Genomic DNA, 17646 nt, shown 5'->3' with positions numbered 1-17646 from the left:
GGCGTCAGTCGTCGTACTCGCCGGTGATGTCGAGGGACGTGATCTCCTTCTCCGTGTACACGCCCTCCTCCTTGGCGAGCGACGCCATGTCCGTGGCCGCCGGTACGTCCTCGCCCCGCGCGTGCGCCAGCCCCAGCTCCGCGGCCTTCGAGCCGGACGTCGTCACCGGCAGGTACGGGATGCCGTACCAGCGGCCCTCCGCGACCGCCGCCACCGCCTGCCGCGAGGCGCCGTTGCCGACGTACGCGATGTCCTTGCCGGCCGCCGCCTTCTCCGCGCCGAGCACGGCCTGCGAGGAGCCGATGACCACGTCCACGCCGGGGTGTGCCTGAAGGACGTCCTGCATTGCCGTACGGCCCGACTCGCGCGTGTAGCCGCCCTCCACGCGCGCGACGACCTCGATCCCGGACTCCGCCTTCAGCGTGTCGAGGACGGCGTCGGTGCGCGCGTTGTCCAGGGGCAGGGTCTTCAGCCCTTCCAGGTACGCCACTTCGCACGGGCCCGCGCCCCGGGCGGCGCACGCGCCCGCGCCCAGCTCGCCGAGCCTGCGGCCGTTCTCCACGGGTACGTCTACGAGCGAGACCGCCCCGTCGACCTGCGGGGCGGCGGTGTCGTACGCGGTGCCGACCGGCGTGAACTGGACCACCACGGCGATGTCCTCGCGGATCGCGCTGCGCACCGCGGGGACCACGGCGGCGCCGTCCACGGCCTGGACGACGAAGACGTCGTAGCGCCGCGACGTGATCGCGTCCTGCATCTGCTGCACCTGCGTCTGCGCGTCGAACTCGGCGTCGAAGAACTCCGCCTCCGTGCCTTCCTTCCGCGCCTGCTTCTCCACGCCCTCGTAGGTGGCGGCGGTGAAGGAGTTGGCCTTGGCGAAGCCGAAGAACGCGACCCCCTCGGGCGTCGAGCCGGGCGCGGGGCCCTTGCCTGCGCCGCCGTCGTCCTCGTCAGCGCATCCCGCCGCCGCCAGGCATAACAGCAGTGCCGCGGCCGCAGCCGTCTTCCTGATCACTTCTTCAGCCCCATTCCCACGTAGAACCACTCTCCGCCCGGCCGCCTCCGGTCCAGGGCGTTGTCCGGCCGCCACTCGTTGACCTGCTGCACGCCCGGCTCCAGCACCTCGAACCCCTCGAAGAGCCGGGTGACCTGGGCGTGGGAGCGGTGGACGAGCGGTGCGGTGGCCTTGTCGTAGACCTTGCGGGCCGCCGCGCCCTCCTCGGGGTGGGCGTCGTCGGTGAGGTGCGAGACGGCGATCATGCTGCCCGGTGCCAGCGGTGCGGTGAAGGTACGGACCACGCCCCACGGGTCCTCGTCGTCGGTCAGGCAGTGCAGGATGGCGATGAACAGCACCGCCACCGGCTGGGATAAGTCGAGGGTCGCCGTGACCTCCGGGTGGTTCAGCACCCGTTCGGGTTCGCGGACGTCCTCCTCGACGACGACAACGGTGTCATCCAGCATCCGCAGCGCCTGCGCGTGCGCGCGCACCACCGGGTCGTAGTCGACGTAGACGACGCGCGCCCCCGGGTCGAGCCGCTTGGCGACCTCGTGCACGTTCTCCTGGGTCGGCAGCCCCGTGCCCAGGTCGAGGAACTGCCGGATTCCCTGCGCCGCCGCGTGGCGCACGGCGCGGCCGAGGAAGCGCCGGTTGGCCACGCAGATGTCCCTGCTCGGCCCCAGTGCCATGATCTTCTCGGCCGCGTCCCGGTCGGCCTCGTAGTGGTTCTTGCCGCCGAGGTAGTAGTCGTACATGCGGGCGGCGTTGGGAACGGTGACGTCGATGGTGGGGCGAACGGGGTCCTGATCGGTCATTGAGGCTCCGGTGACGGGCAGATGGGGGGTGCCTGACTGCCAAGTCCGCGCACATTACCAGCAGTTGGGCGAGCCCCGTCCAGAACGTCCGGCTCGTTACGCCGCCGCCGCTGCTGCCGTCCGCTCCGCCAGGAAGTCCTCCCACGTCTGGTGCCCCACCGCGTGTTCCGGGGCCAGGTTGGCGCCGGCGCGGAACGCCGCGGCGGCCCTGCCGGGCAGCCGTACCGGCACGACCGGGCGGCGGCGGCCGGTGGCCTTCAGGTAGCCGCGCAGGACGTCCTTCATCTCGTACGTGCGCGGGCCGCCCATCTCCGCCACGAGCCCCGCCGGTTCGGCCAGCGCCAGTTCCGCGAGCCGGCCGGCCACCTCCGCGGCGGCGATCGGCTGGATGCGGAAGCCGGACGGCGCCGGGAGCACCGGCATGCGGGCCATCGCCTTCGCCGTCGTCAGCGTCAGCTCATGGAACTGGGTGGCGCGCAGCGTCGTCCACGGCAGGCCGGACTCGGCGACGATGCGTTCGGAGGCGCGCTTGGCGGCGACGTAGCCGAACATGGCGCGGTCCAGGCCGCTGGCGACCGGGGTGCGGTCCGCGCCGACGACGGAGATGCAGACGAGGTGCGGGCGCCCGGCGGCGGTGGCGGCGTCGACGAGGTGCCGGGTCTTCACGTCGTCGCCCTTGGAGGTGCCGGCGCAGTGGACGATGATGTCCGTGCCGGCGACGGCCTCGGCGGCGCCCTCGCCGGTGGTGAGGTCGCCGGTGACGTACTCGACGCCCCCGGCGGACTCGCGGGCTTGCCTGCTGGACACGCTGGCGCCTGCGGAGCGGCTGGCATTCGTCCTGCACGACATGTTCGCCGTGCCCTTCGACGAGATCGGTCCGATGCTGGAGCGCACCCCGGCCGCCGCCCGCCAACTCGCCAGCCGCGCCCGCCGCCGCGTCCGGGGCGGCGCCTCACCGGAGGGTGCGTCCGCTGCCGGGGCGGGGGAGGACCTGCGGCGCAGGCGGCGGATCGTGGACGCCTTCCTCGCCGCGACGCGCGGCGGGGACTTCGCGGCGCTGGTCTCCCTCCTCCACCCCGACGTCGTCCTGCGGGCCGACCGCGCGGCGATCCCCACGCCGGAACCGGTCGAGGTCCGCGGCGCGACGCCGGTGGCGCAGGGCGCGATGGCCGCCGCCGGCCGGGCGCTGTTCACCGGGCCGGCGCTGATCGACGGGCGGGCGGGCCTCGTCATGGCACCGCTGGGGCGGATACGGCTGGTGCTGAGCTTCACGGAGGCGGGCGGGCTGATCACGGAGATCGACGTGATCGCGGACGCGGAACGGCTGCGGGGGGTGGAGCTGGGGGTGCTGGAGCCGGGGGTCCCGGGCCCGGAGGCCGCCGGGGGCCCCCAAGGCCCCGCTGGCGCCGCATCGCCGTGAGGCGGTAGGAGTTCAGGCAGTGGGGCGTACGTCCCCGGCGCGTGGGCCCCCGCGGTTACGCTCTGCGGCATGAGCGAGACGTGGGAGCCCGCCGCGGCCGGAGTGCTGCGGCTGCCCTCCGGGCGGTACGTGCGCGGGCGCGGGCTGCGCAACCCGGCGCCCGCGGGGCCCGACCCGGAGCTGGGTCTGTACCTGCTGGGCGAGACGCCGCCGGAGACGGCGTGGGAGAGCCGCTGGGTCCGGTGGCCCGACTTCCGCCTGCCGGCCGACCGTGAGGCGGCGCGGGCGGCGCTGCGCGAGGCGTGGGAGCGGGCGGAGAAGGAGCGGGTGGAGGTCGCGTGCGGCGGCGGGAAGGGCCGTACGGGCACGGCGCTGGCGTGCCTCGCGGTGCTGGACGGGGTCCCGGCGGGCCGGGCGGTGGCGTACGTGCGGGAGCACTACAACCGCCGTGCGGTGGAGACGCCTTGGCAGCGCCGGTACGTGACCCGCTTCCCGGACGGCCCCGGCGCGAGCACGGGGTGACCCGCCCGCCGACGGCCCATGGATCTTCCGGCAGGCCCGGCGGATACTCGCCGTATGCCCGAGTCGTACGCGTCGCCCCCGCCGGCCGCCCAGCAGCCTGAGCGGCGGCGCCCGCCCCGTACCCCCGTGCTCGCCGCCGACGGCATGGCCGCGGGCGCGCACCCCGCCGTCGCCCTCGCCGGAGCCGCCGTGCTGCGCGACGGCGGCAACGCCGTGGACGCCGTGCTGGCGATGGCCGCGATGTCGTGGCTCGCGCTGCCGGGCATGTGCGGCGTCGGCGGCGACGCCTTCGCCGTCGTACGGGAGCCGGACGGCCGGGTGTGGACGGTCTGCGGCAGCGGCTACGGCCCCGACGGCGGCGACCCCGGCTTCTACGCCGCCCGCGGCCACGACGCCGTGCCTCTCGCCGGCCCGCTCTCCGCCGCCGTACCCGGCGCGCCCGCCGCCCTCGCCGCCCTGCACGCCGCCGGCGCCACCCGCGGACTCCCCGAGCTGTGGGCCCCCGCCGCCCGCGCCGCCGAAGGCGGCCTGCCCTGCACGGCGTACACCCGCGGCGACATCGCGGCGGAACAGCACCTCCTTGTCGCCAACGCAGCCGCCGACCCCGACGCCCTGCGGAACTGGCTGCCCGCCGGCCGCCCGCCCGCCGTCGGCCAGCGCTTGGCCCAGCCGGAGCTGGCCGCGACGATACGGACCCTCGCCGCCGACCCCGCCGCCTTCTACACCGGCGCGTTCGCCCAGCGGGCCGTGGCCGCCCTGCGCGCGGCGGGCGCGCCGTTCAGCGGCGAGGAGTGGGCGCTGACCGGCGACGTGGCGCCGCAGCCGGCGATCAGCACCGGCTACCGCGGCCGTACCGTGCACCAGACCCCGCCCCCCACCCCCGGCTGGATGGCACTGCAGCAACTCGCCCTCTGCGACGGCACCCTCGGCGCCCTCGCCCCGCTCGGCGCCGACGCCGTGCACCTGCTCGCGTCGGCCGCGCGGCTGTCCTTCGCCGACCGCGTGACGCGCTGCGGCAGCGACACCGAGGTGTGGCGGGAGACGCTGGCGCCGGCCGCGGTCGCCGCCGCCCGCGAACGCCTCGCCCGCGGCGAGGCCCCGCCGGGCGCGGCGGGCCGCGCGGACGGTGACACGACGTCGATGGCCGCCGTGGACGCGGACGGGCGGGCGGTCAGCTTCATCCATTCACTGGCGTTCGCGTTCGGCGCCAAGTACACGCTCCCCGGCACCGGCGTGCTGCTCAACAACCGCCTGGGCCGCGGCGCGTACCTCATCCCCGGCCACCCCAACGAGGTCCGGCCGCGCCGCCGGCCGCTGCACACGCTGAACGCCTGGATCGTCACCGACGCGGCGGGCCGGCTGGAGCACGTCGGCAACACCCCCGGCGGCGACGGCCAGGTGCAGTGGAACACGCAGGTCATCTCGCACCTGCTGGACCACGGCCTGGACCCGCAGGCGGCGGTGGAGGCACCGCGGTTCTTCATCCACCCGGGCAGCGACGCGGACGTCATCGGGCAGCCGGAGGAGCTGCGGTGCGAGTCGCGGCTGGGCGGCGCGGTGCTGGCGGGGCTGCGGGAGCGGGGGCACGAGGTGACCGACGCGGGGCCGTGGGGCGCGGGCGGCAGCGCGATGGTGATCTCGGTGGACAGGGAACGGGGCTGCCTCCTCGGCGGCGCGGACCCGCGGCAGGACGGGGTGGCGCTCGGCGTCTGAGCGGGTGCCGATCGGCGTCTGAGCAGGGGGCGCGGACGCGGGCTGCCAACGGGGGCGCGGGCACCGGCGTCCGCGCGTACGTCCCGCGTACGCCCCGGGTCAGCCGTCGGAACGCCCGCCGTGGACCAGGTACTTCAGGTGGGCGACACCGTCCCCCTCGACGGCCCGCACCTGCTCCAGCCGTACGCCCGTACCGCCCAGGTCCTCAAGGGGACGCGAGCCGCCGCCGAGCAGGACGGGGACGACGTGCGGTTCGAGGCGATCAAGCGGGCCGCGGCCGAGGACTGGTCGCGGACAAGGTGATCGCTCCGGGACCTGCCATCCTGGGCAGGCCCCAGCCCTTCTCCACACCTTGGAGGCAGTGATGCGTGCAGGAGTGGTGGTCAGTGCGCAGCCCGGGGTGGAGGATCTTGCCGTACGGGCCGAGGAGTTGGGTCTGCACAGCTTCTGGGTCTACGACACCCCGATGGTCCACGGCGATCCGTTCGTCGCGTTGGCCTTGTGCGCGAAGGCCACCAGCCGCATCAGGCTCGGTATCGGCGTGATGTCACCGGCGCTGCGTTCGGCTCCGGCCGCCGCGAGCGGACTCGCCAGCCTCAACGCCCTGGCACCGGGCCGGATCATCTGCGGCGTCGGCACCGGGAACACGGCCCGGCGCACCTTGGGCATGCGGCCGACCACGGCGGCAGCGCTGGAAAGCTTCACCGCCGCGCTGCAGGATCTCTGTGCCGGGGGCCCGACTGCGTACCAGGAAGGTGACCGGGTACGCGAGGTGCGGTTCCTGCACGGCGAAGAGCATGTGAACACCTCCGACCCGATCGAGTTCGTGGTGGCCGCGCTCGGCCCGAAGGCCGCGGCCGTCGCGGGCCGCCGCGGCACGGGCCTCATCTCGGTCGGCTTGCTGGACCCCGCGGCCTGGCACGCCCTGCACGCCACCCGCCGCGACGCGGCCTCCGATACCGGCTCCCCCACGGACTCCTACCTTTTGGCCCCACTCCGCATCCTCGACGAGGGCGAGGACCCCCACGGCGACGCGGCCCGGGACGCCACGGGCCACCTCGCCCTGTCCCTGCTGGCCTTCGCCGCCGACACCGCCGCCGAGACCCCCGCCTTCGCCGACCAACTCGCCCCCGGGGAACGCCAGGCGGTACGGCGGCTCCTCAACCGACGCGGCACCACCGCCACCGCACCGGACCGGCACACCAAGCTCTACCCCGGCTACCTGGAACGCATCGCACCGCAGGACCGGGACCTGGTCGTGCCGACGCTGATGAACACCCTGACCCTGGTCGGCACCCGCGACGACCTCCTCGCCCGCCTCACCGCTCTGGAACGGGCAGGCGTCGACGAACTGCTCATCCAGCCGGTGATCGACCCACCCAGGGAGATGGCCCACGCCGCAAACCTCCTCAGCAGCGCCGACCCGCCCACGGCACACCCATGACCGCCGGGGGCGGCGGGGTGCCGCGGGCTGTGGGGTGAGGCTGCGCTCGGGGGCACTCCGGGGGTACGGTGCCCGGGGTGGCGGTGGTGCGTGGGGCAGGTCGGCGCGGGGGGCCGGTGCCGGGGTGGGGCGGCTGGTGGCGGCCCGCCCGGGGGTACGGTGTCGAGGCATGGCGGCGTCGATGTGCGCTGGGTCGACGTGGGTTTTGGAGCATTGGGCCCACCTCGAACGCCCGCCGGCTCCCAGAAGCACACCGGTCTCCGACCAGAGCGGCGCCGATCCAGAGCCACCAGCCCCGAAGCGAGGCCACCCCCGCGCCACACGCCCACGCCGAGCCCAGCGGTGACGAACTCGGCCCCGCCTTGGGGGCATATGTGGGCAATCCGGCGCAATTCGTCGCCCGGAGGCCGACTTTCGCCCCGCCAGGCGCACCCACCCGGCCGCCGCCTGCCAGCGCCCCCCGGCAATCCCCGAGTGCGCGCGACGGGGGCAAACTCTGGGTAACCTCCAAGCCAAACGGGGATAAAACACCCACGCAGCCCGACTATTGCCCAACGAGACGCACCCCACCGCCCGCCCCGACGAACTCCCGATCTCAGAACTCAAAGAACAAGTTCAGAGGCCGCGACGAAAGCCGTGGCAGGCTCACGTCGGATGAAGGCAGACGCCGGACGTACGCGTCTCTCTAACGCCCCACCCGGAACTCGGCCCACACCGCCTTGCCCGGCCCCAGCCGCCCCTCAACCCCCCACGCATCAGCCAGCGCCCCCACGAGCACCATCCCGCGCCCCACGTCGTCCAGGAGCCCGGCCGCCCGTACGACCGGCACCTCCTCCCCGCCGTCGTGCACCTCGACCCGCACCCGCTCCCCGTCATCCGCAACCCGGACGAGGAACTGCCGCCCCACCGGAACCCCGTGCCGGACGGCGTTGGCGGCCAACTCCGAGACGCACAGGCGCACGTCGTCCAGCCGCCCGTTTATGGGCCGGTCGCCCAACGCCTCAACCACGAAGGCCCGCGCCTTGGCGACGGACGCGGCATGACGGGTGAACTGCTTCTGGCTTGGCTTTTGCACGTAGCCAGCCAACCGGGCATCCGGGAGAGAACCCAGGGCGGACGGCCTGGTTGCGCACGCGTTTCCCCGGGCATTTTTGCCGGTGGGATTATTACTCGTCTACCAGCCGGGGCTACGGTGGCGCCGTGACCAAGAACGTGGCACTCGCCGCCGCGATGGCGGAACTGGAGTTGACGGCACCTGAACTGGCCGGTCGCGTGAATCGGGAGATCGAGCTGCTGACCGGCAAGCCCGGGGTGATCGACGATCGAATGGTCAGGCGCTGGTTATCCGGGGCGATCAGGTGGCCCCATGCCAGACAACGGATCAGCCTGGAGCGAGTCTTCGAAAGACCGGCCGTGGATCTCGGCTTCGTACCGAGGAGGAGATCCACCACAGAATCCACGGAGGCCCCTGTGCGGCGCCGAACATTCCTCACCGCCACCACCGGTACGACGATAGCCGCCACCGTCACGAGCGCACCACGGGCTACGGCGGCTCCTCCCGGCGTTGGGCTGAGCGACATCGAACGGCTGCGCGCGCAGCACGTACGCCTCCTCCACGAAGCAGACCGCAAAGGCGGCACGCCCGCAGTGATCAAGGCGTCCGAGCGCCTCGCCGAAGAAGTCCAGCGCCTCATTGTCGGCAGTTCGATCTCGGGGCGGGTGAGTCAGCGCCTGTACGGGTTGGCCGCGAGCGCGGTGTCGACCGCGACGATCGCCGCCCACGACGCGCGAGCCTCGGATTACAGCCGGGCCCTGGCGGACCGCGCAGGCACGCTCGCCGGGCTGAGTAACGACAGCGCCACAGTGTTCCGGGTCTGGAACCACATGGCGATGATCGCCCGGGAGCGCGAGAACTACACCGAATCCGTCGCAGCCGCGCGGGCCGCACGCTCGACCTCCGTCGGCCGGGCCAATCCGCTCTTCTCCTCCCTGGCTTCGGTCCAGATGGCAATCTCGACCGCTGGTCTGCACGACTTCCGCAAGGCAGAGATACTGCTGTCCGGTGCCACCAGCTTGTTCGAGCGTGCCCGACACGACGACACACCGGCGTGGGCAGACTTCTACGACATCGCCGAACTCGACGGCCTGTGCGGCATCACCTACATGCGCATGGGCAAGCCTCAGCGCGCCGAGTACCACTTTCACCGCACCCTGGCCCACCTGCGCCCCGGATACACGCGCAACCGCGCCCTCTACACGTCCCACACCGCCCTCGCCCAGGCCCGTCAAGGTGAGCTGGAAGTGGCGATGGACACGGCCGACCGTGCCTGCACGTTGGTGGCGGGAGCCCCGGGTTCCCGGCGCACGTTGAAGAACCTGACCGAGGTGCGCGGGACCGTCGCCACTGCGGGCTCCCGTAGCCCGGAGATCACGGGCTGGCTGGAGAGGACACGCTCATGGAAATGAAGCACTACGGGCAGGAGGAAGGCCCGGATATCCGGGAGCTGCTGCTCGACGTCCACGACGGTGCCTACGCCGGGAGCGACGACCCCTTCGACTCCCGCGACCGGTTCGCCCAGTTCGTCGATAGCTGGTCCGGCAAGGAAAGCTTCGCCTGCGTCATCGGCTACGACGGGCAGGAGCCGGTCGGCTTCGCGTACGGTGCGTCCTTCGCCGCCGGCGGCTGGTGGAAGGGCAGCGAACTCCCCACCGGCTATACGGGCCCGAGCTTCGCGCTGTCCGAGTTGATGGTGCTGCCGCGGTGGCGCAAATCCGGTGTCTCAACCCGCCTGCACGACACGCTCATCAGCGGTCGGAGGGAGGCCCGGGCGACGCTGCTGGTCGACGTCACGCACCCCAAGGTGCGGGCCCTGTACGAGTCCTGGGGCTACGAGAAGGTCGACGAACAGAAACCCTTCCCCGACTCCCCGGTCTTCGCGGTCATGGCCAAACCCCTGGGCGACCGGTCGCAGACCGGTGGCGCGCGGGTGTTCCGGGAGGCGTGACTTGCGGGCGTTCCGGGCCTCGCGTACGAGTTGTCAGTGGCTCCCGGTACCTTGCACGTGATCGTCTCACCTCCGGGCATCCTGGGAGCCTCCGCCATGCCTCGTAGCGACGCAGCGGTCACGTCTGCCGTGTACGCCCTGACCGATCGCGCCGTCACCCGTGCGCTCCTGAGCCGGGTACGGCCGGAGACGGCCGAACTGCTGCGGGACGACCGCCACCGGTTACCGCCGCTGCTCGTCGACGAGGTGATCGCCTCCGGGGATCCGGAACTGCGCGCGGCGCTTGCCTTGTCGGCTCCGCGCCGACCGGGCGATCTCTTCGACCGGCTGGCGGCGTTGGGTGACCCGGCCCTCGCGGAGGGGCTCTACGGTATGCCTTGGCGCCCGGGCAGTGTCAGACAGGACCGTCCGGAGCAGCGGCGCGCGGTGTGGGCGGGCGCGGCGGCCACCGCCGACGACCCCGGCTGGCGTGCCCCGGACGGGGTGCTGACGAAGCTGCTCGCGGCCAAGCATCCGGAGCTGCTGCTGCCCGCGCTCGACAGCCCCTTCCCCGAACTCGTGGCCCATGCGCTGGTCAAGACGAGCCACCTGAACTCCGCCGAGGTCCAACTGCGCACCTGCCGGCGGGTGCTGGCCCGCCACGGTGCGCGGACCCTCCTCGACCTGGCGGAGCCGCCCGCTGTGCGTCGCTCGGTTGCCGAGACGGTACGCAGCGCGTGCGCGTCGGCGGACCCCGACGGGGAACTCGCGGAGGCGATCCGCCGGGAGCAGAAACCACCGCCCCGCCCGGCACCCTCCCCACCGGCACCGGATACGAAGCCGTCCCGCCGGGGTGCGAAGCAGACCGGGCAGGTGGACGCAACCGTCACCGGTGGCCCCGGCACGACGCCGCCCGCGCACACCACCCGGCGCGTGCCCTCCGTGACGACGGCCGAGCAGATCCGCGGACTCGGAACGAGATCTACTTCAAGCCGAAGTACGTGCCGGAGGAACCCGAGGCAATCGACTGGGACGCCTTGATCGAGGCGCACCGGCGCATACCCTTCTCCGTGGCAGGGCTCTACGGATTGTGGGGAAGGCGAGGGGACTGCCCGGAGGAACTCGCGGTGGCGGCCTTCGCGGCGGCTCCCGAGCGGCGTTTGGGTCAGGACGGAGGCGGAGCCCTGCACTGGCCGATGCTGACGGCCGTCGACTTCAGTCGTGGCGAATGGGGGTTGCACCACCTGCTGGCGGAGGGGGTCACCTCCGGCATCTTCCCTGTGGACCGCGTCCTGGCCGAGATCGGGCCCGCCCGCCACGTCCTCGGCGCGCTGCCCCACCACGACGAGCGGGTCCGCGGTGCCCTCGGCGCGCAGGTGGCACGCCTGGGCTCGGACTTCGCGAACTGGCGGGCCCTGCACACCCGGCTGCCGCGCTTCAACGGCAGCGTGCGCGCCCTGATCGACACCGCGCTCGCCGAGGCACCTCAGCACGTGGGCAAACCCTGGCCGAAGCCGCTGGGACAGGAGTTCCCGCCCCGGCGCAACGCCGTCGGCAGGACAGCCTGGCTGCACCTGTTCGACCAGGCCGGCAAGGACGCTCAGCTCGCCCTCAGCGAGCACATGGACCCCCGGACCATCCAGCACCTTCTGGTGTGGCATCAGCCGGACCGAATGCTGCGCGCCCACATCGTCGCCACGCACGGGGCGGCCGTCCTCGCCGGCCTCGCGTCGCACTGGGAGACCCCCGCCGACGTGATCGAGGATCTGATCACCTACGACGAGCCCGAGATCAACGCCGCGCTCTTCCTCCACACCGATCTCACCGACGCCCAGCGCCGCCACGTCCTCGCCGGCCGGCTGTGGGAGCAGGGCGAGGCCACCCCGGGGGACGAGCGGCTTCCGCTCACCCCCGCCCTCGTCACAGGCATGGAGGAGAGCGCGCGGCGCACCTGGCTGCTGCCCGTCTGCGACTCCGGGGACCCACGGCTGTGCCGGATCCTCCTCGGCAGCCCGCGCGTCAAGGTCCACACCGAGGCGCAACAGCTCCTCATGCTGATACGGCTGTGGGAGCGGCACGGTCCGGACGAGGTACGGGCGCTGCTCGACGAGACGCGTTTCCCACCGCGCAAGCAGCGCAAGCACCCACTGCCCCAGAAGGTTCTCGCGACCGCACGCGCGGCCCTGGACGCGGCCGACGGACTCGCGATACTCCGCGCCGCCCAGGCACATGCCGCAGGTCCCGAGGGGCTGGTGGACTACCTGCGCACCGTCGGCCAGCAGGGGGAGCTGGCGAAGTGCCTCGACTTGTGGGAGGAGGAGAACAACGGTTTCCGGACGGATCCGTCACATCCCGCGGACGCCCACCGCACCGAGCCGCTGCCATGGCCCGAACTCAGCGCCGCGCACCGTGCAGAGCCGATGCCCGACCGTCTCCTGGCCGACCTCGGGAGGCTGGCGAACTGCCCCGCCGATCTCACGGCAGCCGCCACGGCGGCGGAACTCCGGCTGATGCACCACAACTACACGCCCCGGCGGGGAAAACGACCGCCCACGGTGCCCGAGATGCTCAGGACGCTTCCCGTACCTGAGCACGAAGGCCGAAGCCACTGGCTGGAGAGGGCGCTCGAGACGGGGCAGATCACCCTGGCCGACGTCCTGCGCGACGCCTTCCCGGCCCGGGCGTGCCTGGCGTTCCTGGGCCGCGCGCTGCGCCCGGCGCCGGAGGACGAGGGGGGCACCCAGGACACCCACGAGGTCCGCCGTGCCGTGGACGAACTCGTGCGGCAGCACCTGGGAGACGCGCCCGACAACTGGGCCGTGGCCCTGCACCTGGCGGCAGACTTCGAGGGGACGCTGCCGGAGCTCCTTGCCACGACGGGGGCGGTCTTCAGCTGAGACGTCAGACCCCTCAGCCCGCCGCCGCCAGCCTCAGCCCGCCGCCGCCAGCGCCATGTCCACCTGCCGCGGCGACAGCGCGTGCTCGATCGCCAGGATCCCCGCCCCGATCGCCGCCGCGTCCTCCCCCGTCCGGCTCGGCTCGATCCGCAGCACGTGCGTCGCCAGCGGGTGCGACCTGCGGTACACCGCCTCCCGTACGCCCGCCAGCAGTTGGTCGTGCACGGCGGCCAGCGCGCCGCCCACCACCACCGTCTCCGGGTTGAAGAAGTTCACGAGACCCGCGAGGACCTCCCCGACCGCCCGGCCCGCCTCGCGGACCATGCGGACCGCTTCGCGGTTGCCCTCCTTCACCAGGCGTACGACGTCCAGGCCCGCCGACGCCTGAAGGCCCAGCTCCCGCAGCCGGACCGCCAGCGCCGCGCCGCCCGCGATGGCCTCCAGGCAGCCGGAGTTGCCGCAGCGGCACAGCTCCTCGCGCTCGCCCACGCGGATGTGGCCGATGTCGCCGGCCGAGCCCTGCGCGCCGCGGTGCAGGCGGCCGTCGGCGATGATGCCGCAGCCGATGCCGGTGCCGACCTTGAGGTAGAGCAGGTACGACGTGTCCGGGAAGGCCCGGCGCTGCTCGGCCAGGGCCATGACGTTCACGTCGTTGTCCACGAGGGCGCGGACGCCGAAGCGCTCGTCGAAGAACTCCGGGATGGGGAACTGGTGCCACCCCGGCATGATCGGCGGGTCCACCGGGCGGCCGGTGGAGAACTCCACCGGGCCCGGCACGCCCACGCCTATGGAGCGGAGCGTCTCCGGCTCCCGGCCCGCCTCCTCCAGCAGCCGGTGCATCGTCCGTTCCACGTGGCCGAGAACCGCCTCGGGGCCGTCGGCGATCGGCAGCGGGTCCTCGCGGACGGTGAGGAGCGTGCCGCCGATGTCCAGCAGCGCGACGCGGCAGTGCGAGGCGCCCAGGTCGACGCCGGCGACGGCGTGTTCGCGGGTGCGCAGCGAGAGGCGGCGCGGGGGCCGGCCGCCGGTGGAGCCGGCTTCGGCGTCCTCGGCGATGAGGCCGTGCGCGATCAGGGCGTCCACGCGCTGGGAGACGGTGGAGCGGGCCAGGCCCGTGAGGCGGGCGATCTCGGCGCGGGTGGCCGCGGCGCCGGAGCTGATGAGCGCCAGCACCTCGCCGGGGGACTGGCCCGCGGGCGTGCTGTACGGCGGGCCCCCGGGCGGGCCGGGGGATGGCGTGCCGGAGGCCGACGGCGGTGGCGGCATCGGCGAAGAAGGTGAAGAAGCGGCTGTCACATCGACCACCTTAGAGACCGCCAAGGGCACCAACAAGCCCTCCTTTGTTCGGTCATCGGTCAAAGTCTTGGCCAGTTCATGCGGAAAAAGTCCTTGCTTAGGCTCTTGACAGGCCAAAGAAGCCCCGGGACATTGCCTTTCATGCTGACGATGCAGGACGTGTCCAAGAGCTTTCTCGGGGTGCGGGTGCTGCACGGGGTGTCGCTCGACCTTGATCCGGGGGAAGTTCACGCCTTGGTGGGGGAGAACGGTGCGGGCAAGTCGACGCTGATGAAGGTGCTGGCCGGGGAGTATGCGCCCGACGGGGGCACCATCACGCTCGACGGCACGGTGCATGCCTTCTCGCACCCCGTACAGGCCCAGGCCGCCGGGATCGGTCTGATTCATCAGGAGTTCGCGCTGCTGGCGCACCGCACGGTGGCGGAGAACGTGTTCCTCGGCCGTGAGCCGGTACGCCGCGGGCTCGTGGACCGGCGCGCCATGGAGCGCCGTACCGCGGAGCTGCTGGCCGAGCTGGACGAGACCGGGATCGCCCCCCACACCCTGGTCAAGGACCTGTCGGTGGCCCGCCAGCAGACGGTGGAGATCGTCAAGGCGCTGGCGGCGTCCGATGTCCGTGTGCTTGTCATGGATGAGCCGACCGCGCCGCTGGCCGACCACGAGGTGGAACTTCTCTACGCGCTCATCCGCCGCCTCGCCGCCCGCGGGATCGGCATCCTCTACATCAGTCACCGGTTGCGCGAGGTGTTCGACCTGTCGCGGCGGATCACGGTGTTGAAGGACGGCCGCAAGGTCGCGACCCTGACGACCGCGGAGACCACGCCCGACGACGTCGTGCGTGCCATGGTCGGCCGCGAACTCGGCTCGTACTACCCGCCCCGCGCCCGCGCCGAGGAGATCGGTGAGCCGCTGCTGACCACGGCGGGCGCCGGCAACGAGCGCCTCGCGGGTATCGATCTGACCCTGCGTGCCGGGGAGGTCACCGGTGTCGCCGGGTTGCAGGGTTCGGGTCGTACGTCGCTGGTGCGGGCTTTGTTCGGTGCCGCGCCCTTCACTCGCGGCAGCATGAGCGTCGCGGGCCGCGCGCTGCGTCCGGGCAGCCCGCGCCAGGCGATCCGCGGCGGGGTTGCGCTGGTCACGGAGGACCGCAAGGGCGAGGGGCTGGCGCTGCGGCAGTCCGTACGCGACAACGCCCTGCTCGTCACCCGCGCCGTGCACGGCGGCGGCGCCCAGGAGAGTGGAGCACGGGCGGGCGGGGTGGTCGAGTTGCTGGAGCGTGTCAACCTCCGCTCCCGCGGCCACGACCAGGAGGTGCAGTACCTCTCGGGCGGCAACCAGCAGAAGGTCGTCATCGCCAAGTGGCTTGCCGCCGGGCCCCGCGTGCTCCTCTTCGACGAGCCGACCCGCGGCGTCGACGTCGGTGCCAAGGCTGCCATCCACACCCTGGTGCGTGAACTCGCCCGCGATGGCATGGCGGTGCTGATCGTGTCGTCTGAGTTGCCGGAGCTGATCGGTATGAGCGACAGGATCCTGGTCATGGCTGATGGCGCTCTGGCTGGTGAACTGCCCGCGGGAGCAACGGAAGAGGACGTTATGCGCCTGGCTACCAGCGAGACGAAGGAGCACGCCGCATGACGGCTGTGCAGACCGAAGTACCGGCGAAGACTGTGGCGCGGCGGCTGCCGTCCGCAGGTCGTCTGAAGCTCACCGACCCCGTCGTCGGTGTGTGGCTGGCCGCCGCCGCGGTCACGCTTATCGGCTGGGTCGTCGTCGCCGTCGACGGCGGTCAGTTCATGACGCAGTCCAACTTCACCGGGATCCTCCAGAACTCGGTCGCCCTGGGCCTGGTCGCGGTCGGTCAGTCCGCGGTGATCCTCACCGGGTCGCTCGACCTGTCCGTCGCGTACCTCATCAGCCTGGGCACGCTGGTCGCCGCCGAGACGATGGAGGACGGCAGCGTGGTCACCGCGGTGCTCGCCGTGCTCGCGCTCTCCGCGGCGGTGGGGCTGGCCAACGGGCTGATCGTCACCGGGCTGAAGGTCAACGCCTTCATCGCCACCCTGGGCATGTCCTTCATCCTGCGCGGCTATATCGAGGACAATTACACCGGGCCGGCGGGTGACGTGCCCGCGTCCTTCCAGCGGTTGGGCTACGACCGGATCGGCTTCATCCCGGTCTCGGTCTTCCTGCTGATCGCCGTGGCGGCGGTGTTGTGGCTGATCACGAAACGCACGCGGCTGGGCCATCACATGTACGCCACCGGCGGTGATGAGCACGCTGCCCGCCTGTCCGGCGTACGCACGAGACGCACGGTGATCTACGCACACGTGCTGTGCGCCCTGTGCGTCGGCGCCGCCGCGCTGTTCCTCGCCTCCCGGCTCGGCGCGGGCGCGCCGTGGGCGGGTACGGAGGCGCGTTACGACCTGGATTCGATCGCGGCCGTGGTGCTGGGCGGCACGGCGCTGGCGGGCGGGCGCGGCGGGGTGGCGGGGACGCTGGGCGGGGTGCTGCTGCTGTCCGTGCTGGACAGCATCTTCAACCAGCTCTCCGTGGACCCGTTCTTCAAGAACGTTGTCCGCGGTGTCGTGATCATCGCCGCTGTCGCGCTGTACGCCCGGCCGTTCCGGCGCCGGGCCAAGGAGCGCGACGAGGCGCGGAAGCGCAACGAGGAGCGGAAGGGAGCGGTCGCATGACGACGACCACGCCCACGTCCACCCCTGACACCACCACCGCCGGGCCGGCGTCGGCGCTCGCCGGTATCGGCCGCCGGCTGGGCACCGGTGCCCCCGTCTATGTGCTCCTGGCCGTCCTGCTCGCCGCGCTGGCGATCACCGATCCGGGGTTCTACGAGCCAGATTCCTTCCTGGCGTTCGTCAAGCGTGCGGCGCCGCTGGTGATCCTGGCGGCCGGTCAGTACATGGTGATCGTTTCCGGCGGCTTCGACCTGTCGGTCGGTGCGGTGGTCACCGCGGGCGTCGTCGCCGGCGCCGAGTTCTACGGTTCGTACCCGGACGCGCCCTGGCTGCTGGTCACCGCCGGGCTGCTGCTGGCCGGCGCCGTCGTCGGGCTGGTCAACGGGCTCATCACCACCGTGCTGCTGGTGCCGTCGTTCATCACCACGCTCGGGATGATGCTGATCCTCGAAGGCGCCGTCTTCTACTGGACCGGCGGCTCCCCGCAGGGCGTGCTGCCGCAGAGCTTCCGGGAGTTCGGCCGCGGCGAGGCCGGCGGCTGGCTGCCGTGGGCGGTGCTCGCGTGCCTGGCGGTGGGTGTGATCGCCTGGTGGCTGATGCGCGCGGACTTCGGCCGTACGCTCCTGGCCACCGGCGACAACGAGCGCGCCGCCGCGCTCGCCGGCGTGCGCGTACCCCGCGTGCGCACCCTCGCGTTCGTGCTCTCCGGCACCGCCGCGGCGCTGGCCGCGGTGCTGGTGGCCGGCTTCTCCGGGGTGTCGGCGCAGGCCGGGCGGGGGCTGGAGTTCGAGGCGATCACCGCCGTCGTGCTCGGCGGGGTCATCCTCGGCGGCGGCCGCGGCTCGGTCGTCGCCGCCATGGCCGG

General features: G+C 72.8%; 17 protein-coding genes. 12 read left to right on the top strand and 5 right to left on the bottom strand.

Annotated features, from left to right (window positions below):
- Positions 1-4: 4 nt before the first annotated feature.
- The 3 genes from B124_RS32000 to B124_RS31990 all read right to left on the bottom strand — a co-directional run bounded on the left by B124_RS32000 (position 5) and on the right by B124_RS31990 (position 2619).
- The gene (locus B124_RS32000; protein ID WP_496506512.1) at positions 5-1015 is read right to left on the bottom strand and encodes a sugar ABC transporter substrate-binding protein; all 1011 of its coding nucleotides are present in this window, start codon (positions 1013-1015) and stop codon (positions 5-7) included.
- Positions 1012-1812, bottom strand: a complete 801-nt coding sequence (locus B124_RS31995; RefSeq protein WP_496506511.1) for an SAM-dependent methyltransferase — start codon at positions 1810-1812, stop codon at positions 1012-1014. The genes B124_RS32000 and B124_RS31995 overlap by 4 nt, the downstream gene beginning before the upstream one ends.
- A gap of 96 nt (positions 1813-1908) precedes the next feature.
- The gene (locus B124_RS31990; RefSeq protein ID WP_496506510.1) at positions 1909-2619 is read right to left on the bottom strand and encodes an SDR family oxidoreductase; all 711 of its coding nucleotides are present in this window, start codon (positions 2617-2619) and stop codon (positions 1909-1911) included.
- A gap of 40 nt (positions 2620-2659) precedes the next feature.
- Between B124_RS31990 and B124_RS31985 the strand changes: the two genes are divergently transcribed.
- The 5 genes from B124_RS31985 (at position 2660) to B124_RS31965 (ending at position 6911) form a co-directional block, all read left to right on the top strand.
- Positions 2660-3232, top strand: a complete 573-nt coding sequence (locus B124_RS31985; RefSeq protein WP_496506509.1) for a sigma-70 family RNA polymerase sigma factor family protein — start codon at positions 2660-2662, stop codon at positions 3230-3232.
- Positions 3233-3301: 69 nt separating this feature from the next.
- Positions 3302-3754: a protein-tyrosine phosphatase family protein gene (locus tag B124_RS31980; RefSeq protein ID WP_496506508.1), complete on the top strand. Its 453-nt coding sequence runs from the start codon at positions 3302-3304 to the stop codon at positions 3752-3754.
- A gap of 54 nt (positions 3755-3808) precedes the next feature.
- On the top strand, positions 3809-5467 hold the full coding sequence (locus B124_RS31975) for a gamma-glutamyltransferase (RefSeq protein ID WP_496506507.1): 1659 nt from the start codon (positions 3809-3811) through the stop codon (positions 5465-5467).
- A gap of 120 nt (positions 5468-5587) precedes the next feature.
- Positions 5588-5770: a hypothetical protein gene (locus B124_RS31970; protein WP_496506506.1), complete on the top strand. Its 183-nt coding sequence runs from the start codon at positions 5588-5590 to the stop codon at positions 5768-5770.
- A 61-nt stretch (positions 5771-5831) separates the two neighbouring features.
- The gene (locus B124_RS31965) at positions 5832-6911 is read left to right on the top strand and encodes an LLM class flavin-dependent oxidoreductase (RefSeq protein WP_496506505.1); all 1080 of its coding nucleotides are present in this window, start codon (positions 5832-5834) and stop codon (positions 6909-6911) included.
- A gap of 685 nt (positions 6912-7596) precedes the next feature.
- Here B124_RS31965 and B124_RS31960 read toward each other — a convergent pair.
- On the bottom strand, positions 7597-7986 hold the full coding sequence (locus B124_RS31960) for an ATP-binding protein (RefSeq protein WP_496506504.1): 390 nt from the start codon (positions 7984-7986) through the stop codon (positions 7597-7599).
- 125 nt (positions 7987-8111) lie between these two features.
- Here B124_RS31960 and B124_RS31955 point away from each other — a divergent pair, with 125 nt between their 5' ends.
- From B124_RS31955 to B124_RS31940, 4 genes are all read left to right on the top strand, one after another.
- A complete protein-coding gene (locus B124_RS31955; RefSeq protein WP_496506503.1) occupies positions 8112-9377 on the top strand; it encodes an NsdA family TPR-like regulatory protein in 1266 nt (421 codons plus the stop codon).
- On the top strand, positions 9368-9916 hold the full coding sequence (locus B124_RS31950; RefSeq protein WP_496506502.1) for a GNAT family N-acetyltransferase: 549 nt from the start codon (positions 9368-9370) through the stop codon (positions 9914-9916). The genes B124_RS31955 and B124_RS31950 overlap by 10 nt, the downstream gene beginning before the upstream one ends.
- Positions 9917-10012: 96 nt before the next feature.
- Positions 10013-10936, top strand: a complete 924-nt coding sequence (locus B124_RS31945; RefSeq protein WP_496506501.1) for a hypothetical protein — start codon at positions 10013-10015, stop codon at positions 10934-10936.
- Entirely contained in the window at positions 10897-12792 is a 1896-nt protein-coding gene (locus tag B124_RS31940) for a hypothetical protein (RefSeq protein ID WP_496506500.1), read from the top strand. The genes B124_RS31945 and B124_RS31940 overlap by 40 nt, the downstream gene beginning before the upstream one ends.
- Positions 12793-12825: 33 nt before the next feature.
- On the opposite strand, the gene B124_RS31935 is transcribed toward B124_RS31940, so the two are convergent.
- A complete protein-coding gene (locus B124_RS31935; RefSeq protein WP_496506499.1) occupies positions 12826-14058 on the bottom strand; it encodes an ROK family transcriptional regulator in 1233 nt (410 codons plus the stop codon).
- 171 nt (positions 14059-14229) lie between these two features.
- On the opposite strand from B124_RS31935, the gene B124_RS31930 reads away from it, so the two are divergent.
- From B124_RS31930 to B124_RS31920, 3 genes are all read left to right on the top strand, one after another.
- Positions 14230-15723, top strand: a complete 1494-nt coding sequence (locus B124_RS31930; RefSeq protein WP_496506498.1) for a sugar ABC transporter ATP-binding protein — start codon at positions 14230-14232, stop codon at positions 15721-15723.
- Positions 15720-16781 (top strand): ABC transporter permease, encoded by a 1062-nt coding sequence (locus tag B124_RS31925; protein ID WP_496506497.1) that lies wholly within the window; start codon positions 15720-15722, stop codon positions 16779-16781. The genes B124_RS31930 and B124_RS31925 overlap by 4 nt, the downstream gene beginning before the upstream one ends.
- The coding region (locus tag B124_RS31920; protein ID WP_496506496.1) for an ABC transporter permease at positions 16778-17646 on the top strand (869 nt) is incomplete at its 3' end. The genes B124_RS31925 and B124_RS31920, both read left to right, overlap by 4 nt.

The sequence above is a fragment of the Streptomyces sp. CNP082 genome (assembly GCF_059570535.1).
The sequence above is the reverse complement of the archived record's forward strand: the minus strand, read 5'-3'. Positions and strand labels throughout refer to the sequence as shown.